The sequence below is a fragment of the Pseudomonas sp. IAC-BECa141 genome, from assembly GCF_020544405.1.
In the GTDB taxonomy this organism is placed as follows: domain Bacteria; phylum Pseudomonadota; class Gammaproteobacteria; order Pseudomonadales; family Pseudomonadaceae; genus Aquipseudomonas.
Genome location: NZ_CP065410.1, coordinates 3,468,532 through 3,488,972 on the forward strand (window position 1 = coordinate 3,468,532; position 20,441 = coordinate 3,488,972).

A 20,441-nucleotide genomic window follows, 5' to 3' on the forward strand; every position below is an offset into this window, starting at 1 on the left:
TTACAACTGCCAGGAACCGATGTCGGCATTCACACCTTCGCCGTCAGGCTGGCCGTCGGCGCCGAGGGAAAAGATGTCGATCTCGCCGTTGGCACCGGGATTGAGGTACTGATAAGGACGCCCCCACGGGTCATTCGGCAGGCGCTCCAGGTACGAGCGCCAGTTGCTGTTCTTCGCATCGGCCGGCCGCTCCACCAGCACTTTCAAGCCCTGGCTCTGGCTCGGGTAAGTGCCGTGATCGAGGCGATACAGCTTCAGCGCCTGCATCAACCCGCCAATGTCCTGCTTCGCCGCCGTGGCCCGCGCCTGATCCGGCCGGTCGAGCACCTTGGGCACCACCATCGCCGCCAGAATCCCGAGAATCACCACGACCACCATGATCTCGATCAGCGTGAAACCCTGCTGCCCACGGGGCATCCGGCTCGGTCGACTGGGCTGTTTGAATTGCGCGATATCCATCTCGTCATTCCCTGGCTTGATTCGATTCGACGCGCAGTGTTGCAAGAAGATATGTCAGGGATGTTGAAAATCCTCGGGTGTTTTCGTCGTCAAGCCGTCAAGCACGGGGGTTAGCGTCAAGGGCTGCCCGACTGCCCGAGCCCCCGATGCGCACCCCCTCCCCGCAAGCCGGATTCACCCTGATTGAAGTGCTCGTGGCACTGGCGATCATCGCCGTCGCCATGTCCGCCGCCGTGCGCGTGGCGGGGTTGATGACGCAGAGCAGCGGGGTTTTGCGGGATCGCTCGATTGCGATGATTGCGGCGCAGAGTCGGATGGCGGAATTGCGTTTGGAAGGCAGGTTGCCGATGGGCATGAAAGCGCAGGATTGCGATCAGGGGCGGCTGATGCTGCGCTGCGAGCAGATCATCTCTGCCGCGGAAAACGGCCGCTTGCTCAAGGTCGGCCTCCAGGTCTTCGACCGCAACCAGGAGGCGCCGCCGCTGGCTCGACTGGAGACGTTGTTGAACAGGCCTCAGGACTGAAGCCTACGTTTGTTTAACCGTTTTTTTGAATTCTGTTTAAAGACACTCAGCGTTACTTCCTCAAGGCTACAACGCCTTGCGTCATTGCCTACGACTACGCCAGAATCCGCCGGCTTGTGCGTCCAGGGTGCGGGTTTTATCGTTTCCGGGTCACTGAAAAACAGTGATCGGGTTTGGTAGCCCGCACATGAGAGTTGCACAACATCACCATTCGCGGCGTTGTTTCGTCTCGGCTTTATGGTGGTCATGCACAGGGCACCTTCGGGTGCGCCGGGTTCCTCATGTGCCGGTCTACCAACCTGAGCATGGCCGCCACCTTCGTTTGGTAGCGAATTTGGATGGCCTCCCTTTTTGAAGCATGAGGAGTTACATCTATGTTCAAGCCGACACCCAATCCCCCGAAACCGATCCGGTCTCGCCCTACAAATTCCCCGACTCCCGAACCCTCAACGAAGCCGCCGAACGCGCCCTCGACCACTACCTCACTCCACAACAACGCATCATGGGCAGCCACCACAAACACGACCCCATGTACCTGGCCAACCCGGCCTACAACACCGAATCCCTCCTGGCCAATGCCAGCGAATCACTAGGATCGGCTAGCGAAATGCTCAATAACTTTGCTGCGACGCTGGAGCCCGCTCACCGCAAGACTGCGATTGGGATCGCGCAGTTGGTGATGTTGAGCGAGTTGGCGGTGAATCAGGCGTTGGATCATGTTGAGGTGAAGGCGTAAGCGTCTGAATGCTGTAGCTCAATAGATGAAAAGAAAATGGCCGAGGTTGTCAGGTATGACTGTCGACCTCGGCCAAATGAACGTTCTACTTTTTCCCGCACTTTTGACTTTGTACTGACTCGACGGGCCTGTGGTAATTTCCTAGCCAGCAATTCCATTAATCAAAAAGTCCACGCCCATTTCTGACGAAAACAAGCAACGGATGATTCAGACTAATTAATAGAATCCCCAAGCAACTCCAAAAGCTCCGGCGAATCAAGAACCGCCCAACGCAAAAAAGCCGAATACTCTTGCCCTTTATCCATTAAATTTTTCAAATGCGCGAGCGCCACATCTTTTTCCTCCCGTATCGAATCATCATCAATAAAGATATTTATATACTCTAAAAACTTAGCATATCGCTTATACACTCTTTTTCGAAGATAGGTACTAGTGACAACCTTATTACCAGTATCACTCTCGTTAAATATTCTAAATATGAGATTGGTTGTACTAACAGTCTTCGGATCATCGCTTTTAGCTTCAATTACTACATTCGGGGACCAAGGCGTAATGGGAGGAGCGTGTCGAATTAGGCGCAGTACATCAGTATCTTCGCTAGTGCAATCTAACAAGTCATTATAATGATGCCTTTTAAAATTATTGCAGCGTGCACAAGCATAAAATAGATTTCGCCATTCGTATTTTTTCTCCTCAGAGCCTTGATGGGCGTCAAAGTGTTCAACATTCAAACTCATCGGATCTTTTGTTTCACATATGTAACACTTATCAAAAAAATCTTCTTTTAGCGCTTTAACGACATCAGGTTCCGAATAGCTCCTTCTAGTCGCTAGCGAGGCCGGCGCGACGGGACGTCTAATCACATTAAACATCTACACCCCCCTGTTTCTTTTTTTGAACTTGTAAAGCGAAGACTCGTAAAATAGTCTCGACTCATCATCCAAAGAGTCTACATAAGGGGATATCTTGGCAAGTAACGCTTCCACCTCATCAAGACTAAACTCTGAGCTTGAAGTCATATCAGCTAGAGACTTTACAATATTTTCGAGCTTCCTTGAAACAGAAGGAACCCCTAATAGCCCCTCAATGACTGTTTCGATCGAGTACATTGAGAGATCGTCACATTCTGTCCCCGTAGAAATATCATAAATGAGAGCATCATCAACTGACGTAACTACAAATGGAGAATGCGTGGTAACAATAAACTGTACATTGGGAAAAGATTTTATTAAAAAAGGCAAAATTTTTCGCTGTAAAGAAATATGCAAATGAGCGTCAATCTCATCAATCAACACCACTCCCATTAGCTCGCCTGGAGTAATATCTCTATATTCAGCCCTCATAAGCAGATCAGCATAAATATCAAATATCGCCAAATAACCAGAAGATAGCGTTTGAAATGAATACTTCGGCCTTTCTGGTTGCCCGATAAGAAAACGCAACTTATCATCATCAAAATCTAAATATAAAAGCTCATTTTCAAAAGATACTGAAGATTCTTAGTGAAATCTTCAAACCAATCAGAGATTTTTTTTACGCGCTCAGCATCTCCCTTTCTCATGGCCAAACCTGAGCGGACCTCAAGATTTACCAGATGCTGTTCCAGGTCTACCCCATAGTTATTCTGGTCGGGAATATTGTCTAACCGACCGGTAGCAGATGTAACTTTTTTAATGGCAGCTTTCCTATCTGCTTCAAATAGACTTATCACAGCCATCTTTGAATTATAAAGCTCAGAAAAACTCTTGGGATCATTAAACGACAAGTCAAAAGGAAATGTCAGACTTTCCAGTTTCTTTTTATTACTCGCATATGTTTGCTTATACGCATCCATATTAGGAGATTCCGGCTGATTATCGATTAGCCTTTTCGCACCTATCATATTGCTTGCATAACTATCTTTTTTGAAAAGATGCTCGTCCACAATATTTGCCTTTAGGGCATGAAAAACCCCTCTCAAAAAAGATGTCTTGCCTGAGCCATTTGCCCCAACGATTATTACATCCCTCCCACCCACGCCTATGCTCACACGCTTATTGGCGCTTTCAATAACGCCTTCAACCCTCTCAACAAGCCGCAACTTTAAATTTTTTCCGGACATCTTTTCCATTAAAATAGTTCCTTCCAAAAAACCACTAAAATTGGGGATGGATTTATTTATATTTCGCAAAATAGCTCCCCTTCGGCGCCCACATCAAATAAAAACTGCACCCTTAAGAATCTTATTAATTATCTAGACACAAGCCATCCGATTCACTCGACCACTGCTTGGTTGCAATGTGACCTTATAATATCGCTCTACATTAACGCTACCAGCATCAAAAAAAAGAGACTGATTTATTTTTGGAGAACAAATCAGCCCCCTCTAGATTCATAGTCATTCTAGTTCATTTACAGGTTCATCTTCACCCTCCTCAAACTCATGATGAACAACTTGATCGAGAATGCGCAATACCTCACACCCACCCTGATAGCATTCAATTGTATCGTCAATTTCGACATTCGGAGATCCGCCATGAGCGAACTCATTTCGCGCTTTTACTAGTGTATTTAATGCAGTATTAAACTTAGGCTTATCACTTAAGCCTATTAACTCTTCAAATTTCTTTCGCCACCTTGAATCAAAATCTGAAAGAATATTTTCAATTTGCCCAAGACGAGGATTAAATGAGCTGTCACGAATTTTTTTCTTGACAAAGTTTCTCGCCTGCACAGCGCATTCTGCGTCAACTTTGTCTGCAATTATTTTTTTGAATCCGACTTCAATCGCTCCCGAGGCCCTTATTACAGCATATCGGCGCATATAAGGCGTGGGATTGGCGCCTGCCCCCATACCTACTAAAAGTTGCCTTATCCCTTCAAGCTCTTGACCGCATAATTCAAGCTGGTGTAACACCTCTTGATTTCTCATCGAGATGCCCCTTTGAAAAGTTCCTGGTACATCAGCCCAACTCTGTTACGAATGGTCTCAGTTCGCATGGTCTCAAAGGAAAGATAATTTTGAAGACTTTTGTCTTGCAGTGCTTTTTTACGCCGTGCGGACAAACTTTCTCCAAAATCACGCGCGATATTACGTCGCATCCCTATATCAACTGCGATCATTACTGAATCGAAAACGGTGGCGCTAAATGCTGGGACTACCCGTTCAGGATTGCTTGGTGACAGATTGTGGAAGGCTTCGATTCCAATATGATCGTAGATATAACGTATCGCAGATAGAAATCTATTTCGGAATGCTTCACAATAATCTAAACGATTATGTAGACCCATATACTGATTAAGATATTTTTTTAACGAGATTCTAGACGGGGCTATAGTAGAGTCTTGAGAAGCCAAGTCAGAAATAGCGAAAAATCGTAATATGCACTCCATATCTCTCATTCTAGAGTCAGCTTCCTCCCTACCCCATAGCTGTCGCCAAGTTACATCTTTATTTAACTCAAACAACAAGGAATTGAATGGGCCTTGATACACACAATTACGTATCTCTTGCGGCAACAAAGATCGACCACCAGAGTTAATGCGTTCAAAAACTTGAAAAAGACTAGTATCACCATCAGTTGGGGACTTCTGCATAAAGACAATGGCATGAATAGTGGTATTTCTAATTTTCCGCTGTTCTTCTGGTTGAAGTTCTAAAAAAGACTTCCCTTTCCAGCGCTCATGAATCTTATCGCTTTTAGATAGTTTAAACATGGAACTGTCTTTAGTAAAAATCCCCTTTACATAATCACGCACAGTCATCAACCTTTGATAGCCATCAATTATCAAAAGCTTCTCATCATTCGTTTTTGCTAGAAAGATACTTGGGACCGGCAGTCCAAGCAAGATGGAATCAATGAATCTTGATGCTTCTGACTTATCCCAGACATAGTTTCGTTGCAGCTCTGGCTTAACAAGTTCGTTGTCATCATAGCGACTTATAAGTTCGCGAAAGCTTAAGTCTGCACCCCATGATGAAATTTCAAACAAATCGTCATCGCTATAAAAATCTTCAGCTTCTTCAGTAGGTACATCTAAAATTACGTTACTCTCTTCTGCACTCATGCCTAGCGTCCCATGCGTATGATGGCGAAATGCCCCAAGTTCCACCAACATAGACGAGCATCTTATGTTTCGCAACGTGCAGTGGCATCGGCTAAATCTGAATCGATCTCAACATGGCAGCCTCGTACGAGGAGCTGCTTCTGGCCGAAAGCAGCAAAGCACATATCTGCCAATTGAGAACACACTTCTCAACTGAAACAGCGAATCATTGATCTCTACCCACAACTCACGGCCTAACCAACCTAGGCATCTCCACCCCCTCCCCCAACCTCTCCACCTCCAACCGCACCCTCTCCCCACCCTGCTCAATCACCACCCCATCCCCCTCCACCGCCACCAACTTCACCCCAGGACTCACCCGCTCCCCCTGCAAAAAACTCCTCGGCGGCCCGTCGTTCAAACTCAAAATCGCCACCGCCCCACGACTCCCCGCCATCACGCCACTCACCTTGATCTCCACCTGCGCCGTTCGGTTGGAAAACCACTGCAACGCCGGGTTATCGCTGCGCGCCGCGAGCAGTTGCGGCGTAGCCGCCGGGGTGTGGGATTCGGCGGTGGTCAGGAGCAGGGATGACCAGGTGGCTATGCCGACCAGGGCGGCCAGCAGTGCGGCGGCCTGGATGATTTGGGGGGTGAAAAGCGTGCGGTGTATCTCATGGGCTGAATCTCCTTTTAGTCCCGCTGACCAGACTACGCGGCAATTCTCACGGTTTTATTTCACACGCCTTACATGTTGGCCGTGCAGGATGGTTTTTTAGGACGGGGCTGGACGCAAGGGAGTGCGCATTCGATGAACCGGTGCAGGCAGCAGGGTTTTACGCTGATCGAGTTGATGGTGGTGCTGGTGATCATCGGTATCGCCAGTGCGGCGATCAGTTTGAGTATCAAGCCCGATCCGTTGCAGTTGCTGCGCAAGGACGCCGAGCGCGTGGCGCAGTTGCTGCAGATTGCTCAGGCTGAGGCGCGTGCTGATGGGCGGCCGATTGCGTGGTTGAGCGATGGCAAGGGGTTTCGGTTCAGTCGGCGCAGTGACAGTGGCAAGGGTTTTGATCATTTCGAACGGGACCCGCAGTTGCGGCCGCGTCCGTGGCAGAGTCCGAAGCTGGAGGTGCGGGTGGAGCCGAAGCAGAAAGTGGTGCTGAACGCGGAGTGGATCAATCCGCCGCTGCAGTTGACGCTGTCTGACGGGATCAATCGGTTGAGTGTGCTGCGCGATGCTTCGGGCCGGATTAGCGTGCAATGAACAGACAACAAGGTTTTACGCTGATCGAGGTGATGGTCGCGATTCTGTTGATGGCGGTGGTCAGTCTGATTGCCTGGAAGGGGCTGGACAGTGTCACGCGCGCCGACAAGCATTTGCAGGCCAGTGGTGAGCAGAGTGACAGCCTGTTGCGGGCGCTGAATCAGATGCAGCGGGATGTGGAGATGCGCGCCGGGATCGAGCTGACGGAGCCGAAGAAGGTCGGCACGGAGGATGAACCGGCGACGGCGCCGCCTGCCGTTACGGTGCGCAGCAGTGACAGCAAGGGGTTTCGGCTGGACATCATTCGGAGCGCGGCGGATCAGCCGGGGGCTTTGCAGCGGGTGCGCTGGTGGCTCAAGGGGGATACGTTGTATCGCGCGGTGGCGCCGGCGCGTAGTCGGTATCCGTTGCCGGCGCCTACGGCTGGGGTGGCGGTGTTGGGTGAGGTGAGTGATTTGCAGGTGCGGGTTTGGGAGATGGACAAGGGGTGGCGGCAGTTGAGCGGGAATCGGCGGGAGGATCCGTTGGGGTTGGAGGTGCGGTTGACCCGGGAGACGGCGCAGGGGGTGGAGAAGTATCGGCAGGTGATGGGGCCGTTGCAGTAGCGGCGGTCACCGTTGAACTTTGCGGGAGCCAGCCTGCTGGCGATGCGGTGGGTCAGGCAATGAGATGTCGGATGTGCGGGCCTCATCGCCAGCAGGCTGGCTCCCACAAGGGGTATGGGGTGTTTGTGGGTGTTGTGTTAGTTAGCTGAGGACGACTACGCCGCCAGGCAACTCGGTGCATTTGACGCCGTAGGCATCGCGGATCAATGCGCCTACGCCGGCCAGTTGATCGAGGGAAAAACGTGCTTGTACGCGGCGTTGGCCGAGTTCGAGGTTGAGCAGCAGCAACATGCCTGGGCGGTAGCGGTTGATCTCGTCGATCATCTGGCTGAGGGTCGTGCCGTTGAACACCAGCACCTGCTGACGCCAGTTGCTTACTGCGGCGGTGTCGACGCTTTGTACGCTGCCGACCCGTTGTGCGTCGTAGGTCAACTGCTGGCCCGGTTCCAGTCGCAGACTTCGGCCTTCGACTTCCACGTCCACCGCGCCATCGAGGCACGTCACGCACACCTGTTGATCGAGGTTGCGCAGGTTGAACCGCGCCCTGCTCGCCCGCAACCAGCCGCCACCGGCCTGCATCGCCATCGGCAGGCGTGCGGTCTGCACTTCGACTTCGCCGCTGACCAGTTCAAAACCTTGCACGCCCTCATCCACCGAACGCTGGTTGATGCGGGTCTGGGTGTTCAGTTCCAGGCTCAAGCCATCGGCCGGTTCGACGCGACGTTGCTGGCCGACTTCGGTGATGTAATCGGCGCCAAGGCCGGAGAACCCGCCCGGGATCGTGCCGCGAACCAGCAGGAACGCCGCCGATGCGGCAATCGCGCCGCCGAGAAAGGCCCGTCGTCCAAACCGTCGTGGGGCCCGCAATTCTTCCGCCGCCGGTTGCAGCAGGTGCCACAACGCCTTGCACTCTTCGAAGGCGCGGGCGTGTTCGGGGCTTTGGGCGCACCACTGGCGCAGCGCCCGGGCGTCGGCGACCGTGGCGCGGCCGGAGGTCAGCAGGATCAGCCAGTCGCGGGCTTCGCTTTGCAGACGCTCGGCAGGCGTGGGCTCGGCAGGTGTCAGACGGAAGATGTTCAAACGCACAGGTACTCGACGGGTTGATCGGGAGCTTCATTCACTAGACGGTTTTCCGGCCCCGCGACCGAACCGCTGAAACACTTTTCTTTCCAGTTTGGCCGCGCAGTGTCCGAGGGCAGCCTTGATTTCCTTCTCGACCATGCGTGTGGAGATGCCGAAACGCTGGGAGATTTCCAGGTGCGGCGCTTCTTCCAGGCGTGCGGCGATGAAGATCCGGCGGCGCCGGGCCGGCAGCTCGTAGAGGGCGCTGAGCAGGGACTGGATTTCCTTTTGGCCGCCGACCACGCGCATCGGGTCGAGCGCTTCGTCGCTGACTTGCAGCAGTTCTTCGACTTCGCTGCCGGTGAGCAGCCGCGCATCGGCCTGGCGGCGGTCGGCGGCGATGTTCAGGGCCATGCGATAGAGGTAGGCGTTGGGCCGCAGCAGGTTCGGCGGTGCTTCCATGCGATCGACCCGCAGGTAGGTTTCGTGCAGCACGTCGTTGGCCAGGTCCTCCGAGCCGAGACGGCGTCGCAGGCGCACCCGAAAGTCCTCGTAGGACGTCAGGAACAGCTGGACCATCGAACTTTGTCCGGCGTCTTTCATCCCCCGGAAACTCCTTCCCATTGTGTGCATTCCATGCGCTTTCCTGACGATTCGGGTAACAACAGCAACGTGACTGGCTGGCGCAATGCGCCGGGTGTCGGCCGTTCGATTTTCAGCGTGTGAAAACTTTCTACCAGCGCGGCATCGCGCCGAACATCGCCGGTCGAGGTGACCAACCGGTTGTGCTGCACCACGCCGTCGCGGCCGATCCACAGCTGCAACACCGCGCGAAAACTGCCGGGCCGGGTCAGCGGCGAGCGGCACAGGTTGCGCTCAATCGCGGCCTGCACCGCCGTGGCGTAGCTGCGGTTGACGGCTGCGCTGGCGGGGGTCGGTTTCTCCGCCGGTAGCGGCACGTCTTCGACTTGCGCGACCTGCAAGGTGAACGCGTCGTCGCGGCTGTACTTGGCCATCAAGCCACTACCGCCGAGCATCCGCCGCAACGCTTCGGCGGCGGTGAATTCACCATCCACCGCCAACGAGCGTCGACCGCGACTCAACTGACTGTCGACCAGCACAGCCATGCCGGTGGCGCGACTGAACTGATCGAGGGCGCGGGCCAGTTCCTGGGCCGGGATGTGCAGCGTCATACGCATCGTCGCCGGCATCGGGTCGGCGCTGGCACGGCTCAGAAACAAGCCAAGCAGCAGCCCCAGACAGAGCTGGCGCATGAGCGCTGAGCGCGCAAATTCGTCCCTGGCACGGCCTCGCTGCACGGCTGATGCACCCCTGAAAACCGTCATCCTGAGGGCTGTTTATGAATCTGGTGTGACGGCCACTGCAAAAAAACCATCACGGGATCGGCGCCGCCGTTGCACTAGACTCTTGAGCCAGAGCGGCCCCTTCGGGCCGGCCAGGAGGCAGGCATGAAATCAGTCTGGAAAGTCGCCCTCGGCGGGTTGTTGCTGACGGTGTTTAGCGCTGCACACGCGGAGGAACCGCTGGGCTGCGTCGAGGTGACGGTGGGTGGCTACAAGGCGCCGAATTACGACTGCCTGAGCCAGCAGATGGGCAACAACCCTGACGGCGCGGCGGCTGCGCAGAAGAATCAGGAAGCGATGAATGTGCCGGTCAACAAGCGCCCGCCGAATCAGGTGGGACTGGCGACGCCAGCGGCCACCAGTACGCGGATGGGCAATACGTTTGGCACGTCGGTGAAACCGCAGCGCCCGCCGAACTAGTTTTGATCGTTCCCACGCAGAGCATGGGAACGATCAAAACCACAGCCACCGAACCAGCTTTCACCTGATCATTCCCACGCTCCCGCGTGGGAATGCAGCCCGTGACGCTCCGCGTCACTGGACGCGAGCGTCCCCAGAGGCATTCCCACGCGGAGCATGGGAACGATCAAAACCAAAGCCACCGAACCAGCTTTCACCTGATCGTTCCCACGCTCCTGCGTGGGAATGCAGCCCGTGACGCTCTGCGTCACTGGACGCGGAGCGTCCCCAGAGGCATTCCCACGCGGAGCATGGGAACGATCAAAACCACAGCCACCGAACCAGCTTTCACCTGATCATTCCCACGCTCCCGCGTGGGAATGCAGCCCATGACGCTCCGCGTCACTGGACGCGGAGCGTCCCTAGAGGCATTCCCACGCGGAGCATGGGAACGATCAAAACCAAAGCCACCGAACCAGCTTTCACCTGATCGTTCCCACGCTCCTGCGTGGGAATGCAGCCCGTGACGCTCTGCGTCACTGGACGCGGAGCGTCCCCAGAGGCATTCCCACGCGGAGCATGGGAACGATCAAAACCACAGCCACCGAACCAGCTTTCACCTGATCATTCCCACGCTCCTGCGTGGGAATGCAGCCTGTGACGCTCTGCGTCACTGGACGCGGAGCGTCCCTAGAGGCATTCCCACGCGGAGCATGGGAACGATCAGCGTGTAGGGGGCGCAGCGATGGATGGCTTGTGATCAATCGCTGGGAATCTGACGGAAGCTCACCGCCAACCGATTCCAGCTGTTGATGGTGCTGACGGCCATGGTCAGATCCACCAGTTCGGTCTCGTTGAACTGTTCCCGCGCCTGCTGGTAAACATCGTCAGGCACCCGGCTATCGGCCAGCAGCGTGACAGCCTCGGTCCAGCCCAGCGCCGCACGCTCGCGCAGGTTGAAGAAGCCGCTGTCGCGCCAGACCGCAATGGCGTAAAGCCGTCGATCCGTCTCCCCTGCCCGCCGTGCTTCGACGGAGTGCATGTCGGTGCAGAAGGCGCAGCCGTTGAGTTGCGAGGCGCGGATCTTGATCAGGTGCAGCAACGACGGTTCGATGCTCAGGCTGCTGGTCAGCGCTTCCAGGGCAATCATCGCTTTCATGGCTTTGGGTGAAGCGCTGTAGTAATCCAGACGCGGGGACATGGTCGGGCCTCGGGCAGCAGAAGAGTGATTTCACGGTAAGCGTTGGTTCGGCAAGGTTACAGCCCCAATTGCACGGAAAACCGGCAGACCACTGATCCAGGCAAAACACGAAACCTGTGGGAGCGAGCTTGCTCGCGAAAGCGGTGTGTCATTCACCTTTGACAGTGGCTGAACTGACGCCATCGCGAGCAAGCTCGCTCCCACAGGGTTTTGCGCCAATTTGGGGGATTTGCACTACGCAACTTCTGCCGATACCGCATTCGGGGGTAATCTGGCCGACACTTCAGTCGCCCCCGGGAGCCCCGTCGGTATGGAACTTCATGTCGTGATCAACGGCCGCAAGGATCTGGCCGGTCAGTTGTACCAGCAACTGCGCGGCGCCATTGAGTCCGGGCGTCTGGCTGCCGGCACGCAACTGCCGCCGAGTCGTTTGCTCGCCGAGCAATTGGGGATCTCGCGCAAGACCATTTCCGACACTTACGCGCAGCTGACTTACGAGAATTTCCTCACTGGTGTCATCGGCAAAGGCACTTACGTCAACGCCCGCTCGACGCCGGTGCAGCGCAAGCAAAGCCATTCCGAGCTGGCCAGTTCCGAGGTGATCGAGAGCTGGCGCAATCTGCCGGTGTTCCTGCGCCATCCGACGCTCGAGGGCTCGCTGCGTTACGACTTTATCGGCGGCGCCACCAGCAAGGGCCAGTTTCCCCAGGATGACTGGCGCCGCTGCGTCTCTCATGCCCTGCGGCAGATGGCCAATTCCAAGGGTTTCTACAGCGTGCCGGAAGGCCTGCCGGCGCTGCGCAATGCGATTGCCCGGCACATCGCGTTTTCCCGTGGCGTGAACTGTCAGGACGAAGACATCGTGGTGTGCAACGGCGCACAACAGGCGCTGGATCTGATCACCCGCGTGTTGATTCGCCCCGGCAGTCTGGTGGCGATGGAAGATCCCGGCTATCCGCCGGCGCGGCTGCTGTTCGGCACTCACGGGGCGACGGTGGTCGGCGTGCCGGTGGATGCCGAAGGCATTCAGGTTGAACGGATTCCCGAGGGCACGCGGTTGATCTACGTGACGCCATCGCACCAGTTTCCGCTGGGCATGCCGATGAGCCAGGCGCGGCGCGAAGCCCTGCTCGAACGGGCCTATGAACTCGGCGCGATCATCATCGAGGACGACTATGACAGCGAGTTCCGCTACGAGGGCCGGCCCACCGACTCGCTACACAACCTCGATCAGCGCGGTATCGTTGCCTACGTCGGCACCTTCTCGAAAACCCTGTTGCCGGAGCTGCGCCTCGGCTACGCCATCCTGCCGCCGGCAATTCTCGAAGCGGTGATCCGCGCCAAGCAACTCACCGATTTGCATGCCTCCACCCTGCCCCAATGGGCGCTGGCCAAGTTCATCGCCGAAGGCTGTCTGCTCAAGCACATCCGCCGCTGCCACACGATTTATGCCCAGCGCCGTGAACGGATTCTCGCGCGCATGGCCACTGACCTGTCGCCGTGGCTGGAGGCCGTGCCGCCCAGTGCAGGATTCCACATGGCGGTGTTCTGCAAGGTGCCAATCGACTTGCCGCTGGTGATCGAACTGGCGAAAAAGGTCGAAGTCGGGCTGTACGCCATCAATGGCTTCTATCACCAGCAACCGGCAAAAAACGGGATGTACTTCGGCTTCGGTGCTATCGAAACGCTGGACATCGACATCGCGCTCGACCGCCTGCGCGACATTCTGCAACAGGTTGTTGGTTAGATTGGACTAAATGATTAACCGCCGATTGGTTATTGGTGATCCGGGGGCGCAGGCCTATTCTGCACAAGCGTTATCCCTCAATGAGCAGGATTCGTCCGGCCTGATTCAGGAGTGTGAGCAATGTCCAACGAAGTGATCAACACCGTACAGGTGCAGGCTGCCGCCGGCCGATCGGAGGAGCTGGGCAAGCAGTTGCAGAAGATCGTCGAAACCCTGCGCGAAACGCCGGGCTGCGACTCCTACCTGGTCGACCGCTGCCCCGAGGACAGCCACCGCTGGACGGTCAGCGCCCGGTGGCAGTCGGAAGCGGCAATGCAGGCGCATTTCAATCGCCCGGAAGCCCAAGGCTTCATCGACCTGATCGACAGTCGTCTGGCCAATAGCGTGGATTTCAACAGCTTTCCTATCGTCTGATCCGCCGCCTTCGTCGGAACGCCGCCCGGAGCAAGCTCGCTCCCACAGGGTTTCGTGCAGTTCACTAATAATATGAACGACACAGAACACTGTGGGAGCGAGCTTGCTCGCGATGGCGTATTCGAAAGCGCTGACATCCCCCAGATTGGTCACCCGAACTTCCCGAATATTGGCCGTTTGAATACCCCGGCACGCGGACTACTGTGATGACCGACTCCCCCACTTATCAGGTGATCACATGAAAGTCCTGCACTTGCTTGCCGCCCCGCTCGCCGCTCTGGCCCTCACCATCAGCGCTTCGGCACTGGCCCACGGCACCGATTCCCCTTCCGAGAAAATCTCGGTCCTCCAGGACCAGATGCTGAAAAACGTCCCCGGCAAAAAAGCCATGATGATCGAAGTCGATTACAAACCCGGCCAGTCCTCCATCGCCCACAAACACGACGGCACGGCGATGGCCTATGTGCTCGAAGGCGAAGTGACTTCTCAGGTCAAGGGCGAACAACCGATCACCTACAAGAAGGGCCAGTACTGGTACGAGCCGGCCGGTTCCGAACATCTGGTGTCGAAAAACGCCAGCAAAACCAAACCTGCCAAGTTGCTGGTGTTCATGGTGTTGTCACCAGACGAGCAAGTGCTGATCCCATTGAAAAACTGATGGTTGTTCAAGCAGCCATAAATAAAAGGCGCAAATGATTGATTTGCGCCTTTTTTATTACCCGCGGCAATTAATCAAGAACGCTTACAGCCAATAAAACTATTGCATGACAGTCATTCAGCAAATTGTCAGGTTGTTTTCAGTTTGGCGGGAGTAGTCTGAGGCAACTGTCGCCGGTTGCATTTAATCAACCCCGACATCTCTGACTTTCCGACTGAAGTTGCTTCACGGGAGACTCACCATGAAACTTGCCTTTGCCAGTACCTTGGCGATATCGGTTTTAGCGTTGTCAGCCTGTTCTGTTCCTACCGCCCCGAAAGCGGTTTCCTCCCTCGACACCCTGTTCACCCAACCGGTGGGTCGCAGCACCGCCACCCAGGTCAAAAGCGGCCCCGGTGTCTCGCTGGGCGTCGTCTACAGCCCGAGCACCCAGACCAACCGCGAATACCTGCGCGACTACCAGAGCAACGCCGGCACCGGTTTTGGTCAGAGTCTGCTGGTGCAGCCGATTCATGACGCCTACGTCGCCACTTCAAAACCGGACATGGCGGTGGATTGGGTGAAAGCCTCGCTGCAACGCCAGTTCGGCTCAGTCACGGTGTACCCGGACATGCAGAGCCTGCGAGCGGCGAATCCGGATGTGGTAGCGATCGTCGATACTCACAGCCAGTTGATTACTTCACGCAGTTCGGACATCAAGGCCGATGTGAGTGCGGATTTCTATGACGGCAAGTTCAACTATATCGGGACGGCGAAAGGCTCCGAGGCGAAAGAGTTAACGCCGATCTGGGCGGACTTCAAGCGTTCGGAGGAGATTGTTGCGGATATTAATCAGCAGCAGGAAGTTCAGGTTCGGGCGTTGCAGAAGTTTGACCAGTCGCTCAGTAATTTGCTGACCAGACCGGCAGATAGAGTGTCGATGCTTGATAACAAACAAGGACCTAACTTGCAGTAACGATAAAACCATCAGGCAAAAAAAGCCCCCGCATCTCACAATGCAGGGGCTTTTTCATTCAACGGCTACTCAAGCAAGCTCAAGCTCCGCAGTCGCCGCAGCAGGCACGACCGCCTGACCGCTCAGCGCCACGTCGTTCAGCTCACGGTTGGCCACCGCGTACATGGCGTAATCGGTGCCGCTGGCGGCACGGATTTCCACCAGCATGGCGCGCCAGCGTTCAATCATGGCGTCGTTCTGCTTCATCCACAGTGCCAGACGGGTTTCCACGTCCGAATCACCGCCGCCGGCTTGCAGAACGGCGATGGTGATCGCGCGTTGCTGCCAGTCGACGTCGTCGCGGAACGCTTCGCGGGCCAGGGCTTGCCAGTTGTTTTCAACCGGCAAGGCGCTGATCTGCGAAATGTACCAGGTGATGTCCAGCGCGCTGCCCACGGCGAAGTACGCCTTGGCCACTTCGGCTGGATCCTGACCGGTCACGTCGGCCGCTTCGATGATCGGCAGCAGCGTGTAGAGGTGGGTAGTCCCCGCCACCATACGCGCCAGCAGCTCCGGAACACCGGCAGCCACGTAAGCCTGATAACGCTCTTGCCAGTTCTCGCGGATTTCGCCGCTCAGCAGCTCGTCCAGCTTCAGGCCCAGCTCTTTCAGGTGCGGACCGAAATGCGCGACGTCACGGGCAGCGTTCTGCTCGTTGCGGCGGGCACGCAGGAACCAGCGCGTAGCGCGGCGGCCCAGACGCATCAGCTCGTCCATCAGCTCCAGTTGCACGTCAGCGGAGACCTGATAGTCCAGCGCTTCGATCTGACGGAACCAGTGCGGGAGGTGGAAGATGTCGCGCACGATCACGTAAGCGCCCGCCACGTTCGCCGGGGTCATGCCGGTGGACTCTTTGAGTCGCTGAACGAAGGTGATGCCCATGTGGTTGACCAGATCGTTGGCGATCTGGGTGCTGACGATCTCACGCTTCAGGCGGTGACGACGCATGGCTTCGGAGAACTTGCTGACCAGGGTCGGCGGGAACGCCGTTTCCATGTCGCGGGTCAGGTAGTCGTCGTCCGGCACCAGGGAGCCCAGCAGCTGCTCCTTGAGGTCGATTTTGCTGTACGAGATCAGTACCGACAGTTCAGGGCGGGTCAGACCGTGGCCTTCGGCAACGCGTTCGGCCAGTTGCTCTTCGGTCGGCAGGAACTCGATGGCGCGATCCAGCTTGCCACGGGCTTCCAGGTCGCCCATCAGACGTTTGTACTCGGCGATGCGTGCGTAGGCACGACGGGCCGCCAGGGACAGGGCCTGAGTCTGCTTGTAGTTGTTGCCCAGCACCAGACCACCGACTTCGTCGGTCATGCTCGCCAGCAACTGGTTGCGTTGCTTGTCGGTCATGTCGCCGGCCTGAACCACTTCGTTCAGCAGGATCTTGATGTTGACTTCGTGGTCGGAGCAGTCCACGCCACCGGCGTTGTCGATGAAGTCGGTGTTGGAACCGCCGCCATTGAGACCGAACTCCACACGACCCAGTTGGGTCATGCCGAGGTTACCGCCCTCGCCCACCACTTTGCAGCGCAGTTCGTTGCCGTTCACGCGCAGCGCATCGTTGGCCTTGTCGCCGACATCGGCGTGGCTTTCGGTGCTGGCTTTTACGTAAGTACCGATACCGCCGTTCCACAGCAGATCCACCGGCGCCTTGAGCAAGGCGTTCAGCAGCTCGGTCGGGGTCAGCTTGTCGGCCTGGATGTCGAAGCGCTCTTTCATCTGTGGCGAGATGGCGATGCTCTTCGCGCTGCGCGAGAAGATGCCGCCGCCTTCGGACATGATGCTGGTGTCGTAGTCGGACCAGGCCGAACGCGGCAGGTCGAACATGCGCTTGCGCTCGACGAAGCTGGTGGCCGGGTTCGGGTTCGGGTCGATGAAGATGTGCATGTGGTTGAACGCAGCAACCAGTTGCAACTTGTCGGACATCAACAGGCCGTTACCGAATACGTCACCGGCCATGTCACCCACGCCGACCACAGTGATGCTGTCTTCCTGGACATTGATGCCGCGTTCGCGGAAGTGGCGCTGTACGCCAACCCACGCGCCTTTGGCGGTGATGCCCATTTTCTTGTGGTCGTAACCGGCCGAACCACCGGACGCGAACGCGTCACCCAGCCAGAAGCCGTAGTCGATGGCGATGCCGTTGGCGATGTCGGAGAAAGTTGCAGTGCCCTTGTCCGCCGCGACCACCAGGTACGGGTCATCGTCGTCATGACGCACGACGTTGACTGGCGGTACCAGTTTGCCGTCCTTCAGGTTGTCGGTGATGTCCAACAGGCCCGAGATGAAAATGCGGTAGCAGGCGATGCCCTCGGCCGCGATCTCGTCACGGCTGCCGCCCAGTGGCAGGCGACGCGGCAGGAAACCGCCCTTCGCGCCCACCGGCACGATGACCGAGTTCTTCACTTGCTGGGCTTTTACCAGGCCCAGGACTTCGGTACGGAAGTCTTCTTCACGGTCGGACCAGCGCAGGCCGCCGCGAGCAACGTTGCCGAAGCGCAGGTGCACGCCTTCGACGCGTGGCGAGTAAACGAAGATTTCGAACTTCGGAACCGGTTTCGGCAGTTCAGGGATCAAGTGCGGGTTGAACTTGAAGCTGAAGTACGACTTGTTCTGGCCGTTGGCGTCGGTCTGGTAGAAGTTGGTGCGCAGGGTCGCTTTGATCAGGTCAAGGTAACGACGCAGGATGCGGTCTTCGTTGAGGACTTGAACGTCGTCCAGCGCGGTCAGGATGGCCTGTTCCAGACGCTGTTGCTTGTCGTCCAGATCATCGCTGCCCAGCTTGCGGGCCAGATAGAAACGGGTCTTGAACAACCGGGTCAGTTCGCGAGCGATGTCGGTGTGGTTGTTCAGGGTGCTGGCGATGTAGCCGAGGTCGAAGCCCAGGCGGATCTGCTTCAGGTAGCGGGCGTAGGCACGCAGCAGCGCAACGTCGCGCCATGGCAGGCCGGCAGTCAGCACCAGACGGTTGAACGCATCGTTCTCGGCATCGCCACGGACGATGTGGACGAAGGCGTCCTGCAGGGTGTCGTTGAGTTGCTGGATGTCCAGGTCCAGACCTTCGGCAGCGGTGAACGCGAAGTCGTGGATCCAGAACTCGCGGCCGTTGTTGTGGCGCAGGCGATACGGGAATTCACCGAGCACGCGCAGGCCGAGGTTTTCCAGAATCGGCAGCACGTCGGACAGTGCCAGCGGAGTATCAGCGTGATACAGCTTGCAGTGCAGCTCACGCGGGCCGGAGGCCAGCGGCTGGTAGAAGCTCATCGCCAGTGGCTTTTTCTCGCTCAGGTTCAGCAGGTGCTGCATGTCGACCACGGCCGAATGCGCAGCGAAACGCTCGCGGTAGCCGGCCGGGAAGCCTTTCGGGAAATCGGCCAGCACGTTGGTGCCGTTGGCTTCGCCGAAGGTTTCGACGGTCAGGGCGGCGTAGTCGTCCTGCCAGCTGCGGCAGGCCTGGATCACTTCGTTTTCCAGTTGCAGCGGGTCGATGTCGATGCGGTTTCTCGGGTCGACGCGCAGGATCAGTTGCACGCGGGCCAGCACGGACTCGGAGAAGAACGTCCAGAATTCGCAGTCGGAGGCTTTCAGACGCTCCATCAGCACTTGCTGGATCTTCTGGCGGACTTCGGTGGAGTAGATGTCGCGCGGCACGTAGGCCAGGCAGTAGCAGAAACGGCCGTACGGGTCTTTGCGCAGGAACACGCGGATCTTGTTGCGTTCCTGAATCTGCACGATCGACATCACGGTGCTGAACAGTTCGTCGACCGGGGTCTGGAACAGGTCGTCACGCGGCAGCACTTCCAGAACCTGTGCCAGTTCCTTGCCCAGGTGAGCCTTGGCCTGGAAGCCGGAGCGACGCTCGATATCTTCGACCTTGCGGCGGATGAACGGGATGACACGCACGCTTTCGCCATACACCGACGAGGTGTACAGGCCCATGAAGCGGTGTTCCTTGATGACTTTGCCGTTGGCGTCGATTTCACGGATCGACACGTAGTCCGGGTAGGCCGGACGGTGTACGCGGCTCGGATGCGCGGCTTTGGCGAACGACAGCAGCGTCGGTTCACGCAGGTAGGCAACGGCGTAATCTTCGATGTGGCGGTCTTCGTTGGTCAGACCGGTGCGCAGCATCTTGGTCAGGCCGAGGAAGGAGTTCTGGTCGTATTCGATGTGGCCGCCATCGGCCTGATCGACAACAGTGAACTCTTCGTAGCCGAGGAAGGTGAAGTGGTTGCCCACCAGCCATTCCAGGAAGCTTTTGATTTCGTTCTTTTCGTCGGCATCGACGGCGAATGCGCTGTTATCGAGCTTGGTGAGGATTTCCTGCACCTTGGCCTTCATCGGCTCGAAATCGGCGACCGCGACGCGGACTTCACCCAGGACCTGTTCCAGCTCCTTGGACAGCACATTCAATTCGGCCGCATTGGCGCAGCGGTCGATTTCCAGGTACATCAGCGACTCGTGCAGCACGCCTTCGCCGGTGGTGCCTTTTGGCAGGATTTCCAGCAATTCGCCCTTGTCGTTGCGACGCACGCTCAGCACGGTGGTCTGCAGGGTGTGGATGCTGTAGCCGCGACGGTTCAGCTCGGTACGCACCGAGTCCACCAGGAACGGCAAGTCATGGTGCAGCACTTCGACCGCGGTATGGGTCGACTGCCAGCCGTGACGTTCGTAATCGGGGTTGTAGACGCGCACTTGCGGTTGCGCGTGATCGAAGCGCTCAAGCAGGCGCCACGCAGAAAGAGTACAGCCAGCGAGGTCGGAGAGGCGACGTTGGGTCAGCTCGTCCAGGGAAATGATGCCGAAGAATTGTTCAGCGAACAGCGCCACTTGTGGCAGTGCCTGTTCACTGATGTGCTGCGCCAGTGCCGCTTGCAGTTGGTGCTGGAAGTCGGCTTTGCTGGCTGCGGTGAAGAACGCCATCTGTGGTACTCCGCTTGGGCTTGTTATTGATGGAAAGCGTCGCGTACAAAACCCCTTTCGGGGCGTTCCGT

The 20,441-nt window shown here is 56.8% G+C and carries 19 protein-coding genes and 2 pseudogenes; 9 read left to right on the plus strand and 12 right to left on the minus strand.

Annotation, left to right across the window (positions count from 1 at the left end):
- Positions 1-459: a type II secretion system major pseudopilin GspG gene (gene gspG / locus I5961_RS15710; RefSeq protein WP_119429351.1), complete on the minus strand. Its 459-nt coding sequence runs from the start codon at positions 457-459 to the stop codon at positions 1-3.
- Positions 460-605: 146 nt separating this feature from the next.
- On the opposite strand from gspG, the gene gspI reads away from it, so the two are divergent.
- The gene (gene gspI, locus I5961_RS15715; protein WP_227232785.1) at positions 606-983 is read left to right on the plus strand and encodes a type II secretion system minor pseudopilin GspI; all 378 of its coding nucleotides are present in this window, start codon (positions 606-608) and stop codon (positions 981-983) included.
- Positions 984-1,357: 374 nt separating this feature from the next.
- Positions 1,358-1,719: pseudogene (locus I5961_RS15720) on the plus strand (DUF6124 family protein).
- Positions 1,720-1,931: 212 nt separating this feature from the next.
- Here the strand turns inward: I5961_RS15720 and I5961_RS15725 are convergent.
- The 6 genes and pseudogenes from I5961_RS15725 to I5961_RS28835 form a co-directional block, all read right to left on the minus strand.
- Positions 1,932-2,591, minus strand: a complete 660-nt coding sequence (locus I5961_RS15725) for a hypothetical protein (RefSeq protein ID WP_227232786.1) — start codon at positions 2,589-2,591, stop codon at positions 1,932-1,934.
- On the minus strand, positions 2,592-3,161 hold the full coding sequence (locus I5961_RS15730) for an AAA family ATPase (RefSeq protein ID WP_227232787.1): 570 nt from the start codon (positions 3,159-3,161) through the stop codon (positions 2,592-2,594). It lies immediately after the preceding gene.
- A 17-nt stretch (positions 3,162-3,178) separates the two neighbouring features.
- Positions 3,179-3,829 (minus strand): hypothetical protein, encoded by a 651-nt coding sequence (locus tag I5961_RS15735; RefSeq protein WP_227232788.1) that lies wholly within the window; start codon positions 3,827-3,829, stop codon positions 3,179-3,181.
- Between the two features lie 267 nt (positions 3,830-4,096).
- Positions 4,097-4,630 (minus strand): HEPN domain-containing protein, encoded by a 534-nt coding sequence (locus I5961_RS15740; RefSeq protein WP_227232789.1) that lies wholly within the window; start codon positions 4,628-4,630, stop codon positions 4,097-4,099.
- Positions 4,627-5,766, minus strand: a complete 1,140-nt coding sequence (locus I5961_RS15745) for a DUF262 domain-containing protein (protein WP_227232790.1) — start codon at positions 5,764-5,766, stop codon at positions 4,627-4,629. Before I5961_RS15745 ends, I5961_RS15740 begins: the two co-directional genes overlap by 4 nt.
- A 226-nt stretch (positions 5,767-5,992) precedes the next feature.
- Positions 5,993-6,423, minus strand: a pseudogene (locus I5961_RS28835) (type II secretion system protein N).
- A 133-nt stretch (positions 6,424-6,556) separates the two neighbouring features.
- Between I5961_RS28835 and gspH the strand changes: the two are divergent.
- Positions 6,557-7,009: a type II secretion system minor pseudopilin GspH gene (gspH, locus tag I5961_RS15755; protein WP_227232791.1), complete on the plus strand. Its 453-nt coding sequence runs from the start codon at positions 6,557-6,559 to the stop codon at positions 7,007-7,009.
- Positions 7,006-7,614, plus strand: a complete 609-nt coding sequence (locus I5961_RS15760) for a prepilin-type N-terminal cleavage/methylation domain-containing protein (RefSeq protein WP_227232792.1) — start codon at positions 7,006-7,008, stop codon at positions 7,612-7,614. Before gspH ends, I5961_RS15760 begins: the two co-directional genes overlap by 4 nt.
- 141 nt (positions 7,615-7,755) lie before the next feature.
- On the opposite strand, the gene I5961_RS15765 is transcribed toward I5961_RS15760, so the two are convergent.
- The 3 genes from I5961_RS15765 to I5961_RS15775 are packed head-to-tail and all read right to left on the minus strand — an operon-like array spanning position 7,756 to position 9,950.
- Positions 7,756-8,694 (minus strand): FecR family protein, encoded by a 939-nt coding sequence (locus I5961_RS15765; protein ID WP_227235607.1) that lies wholly within the window; start codon positions 8,692-8,694, stop codon positions 7,756-7,758.
- A gap of 33 nt (positions 8,695-8,727) precedes the next feature.
- On the minus strand, positions 8,728-9,279 hold the full coding sequence (locus I5961_RS15770; protein WP_011334580.1) for an RNA polymerase sigma factor: 552 nt from the start codon (positions 9,277-9,279) through the stop codon (positions 8,728-8,730).
- Entirely contained in the window at positions 9,276-9,950 is a 675-nt protein-coding gene (locus I5961_RS15775) for a secretin and TonB N-terminal domain-containing protein (protein WP_227232793.1), read from the minus strand. The genes I5961_RS15770 and I5961_RS15775 overlap by 4 nt, the downstream gene beginning before the upstream one ends.
- Positions 9,951-10,145: 195 nt before the next feature.
- Between I5961_RS15775 and I5961_RS15780 the strand changes: the two genes are divergently transcribed.
- Positions 10,146-10,460 carry a hypothetical protein gene (locus I5961_RS15780; RefSeq protein ID WP_085703559.1) on the plus strand — a complete coding sequence of 105 codons (315 nt, stop codon included), beginning with the start codon at positions 10,146-10,148 and terminating at the stop codon, positions 10,458-10,460.
- A 739-nt stretch (positions 10,461-11,199) separates the two neighbouring features.
- Here the strand turns inward: I5961_RS15780 and I5961_RS15785 are convergent.
- Entirely contained in the window at positions 11,200-11,640 is a 441-nt protein-coding gene (locus I5961_RS15785) for a carboxymuconolactone decarboxylase family protein (RefSeq protein WP_227232794.1), read from the minus strand.
- A gap of 310 nt (positions 11,641-11,950) precedes the next feature.
- Between I5961_RS15785 and I5961_RS15790 the strand changes: the two genes are divergently transcribed.
- The 4 genes from I5961_RS15790 to I5961_RS15805 all read left to right on the plus strand — a co-directional run bounded on the left by I5961_RS15790 (position 11,951) and on the right by I5961_RS15805 (position 15,414).
- A complete protein-coding gene (locus tag I5961_RS15790) occupies positions 11,951-13,387 on the plus strand; it encodes a PLP-dependent aminotransferase family protein (protein WP_085698336.1) in 1,437 nt (478 codons plus the stop codon).
- A gap of 120 nt (positions 13,388-13,507) precedes the next feature.
- On the plus strand, positions 13,508-13,801 hold the full coding sequence (locus I5961_RS15795; protein ID WP_085698335.1) for a putative quinol monooxygenase: 294 nt from the start codon (positions 13,508-13,510) through the stop codon (positions 13,799-13,801).
- Positions 13,802-14,039: 238 nt separating this feature from the next.
- Positions 14,040-14,459, plus strand: coding sequence for a cupin domain-containing protein (locus tag I5961_RS15800; RefSeq protein WP_085698334.1), 420 nt, complete (start codon positions 14,040-14,042; stop codon positions 14,457-14,459).
- A gap of 241 nt (positions 14,460-14,700) precedes the next feature.
- Complete coding sequence (locus I5961_RS15805; RefSeq protein WP_227232795.1) at positions 14,701-15,414, plus strand: ATPase; 714 nt, start codon at positions 14,701-14,703, stop codon at positions 15,412-15,414.
- A 69-nt stretch (positions 15,415-15,483) separates the two neighbouring features.
- Here I5961_RS15805 and I5961_RS15810 read toward each other — a convergent pair whose 3' ends face one another.
- Positions 15,484-20,370, minus strand: coding sequence for an NAD-glutamate dehydrogenase (locus I5961_RS15810; RefSeq protein WP_227232796.1), 4,887 nt, complete (start codon positions 20,368-20,370; stop codon positions 15,484-15,486).
- Between the last annotated feature and the right edge of the window lie 71 nt (positions 20,371-20,441).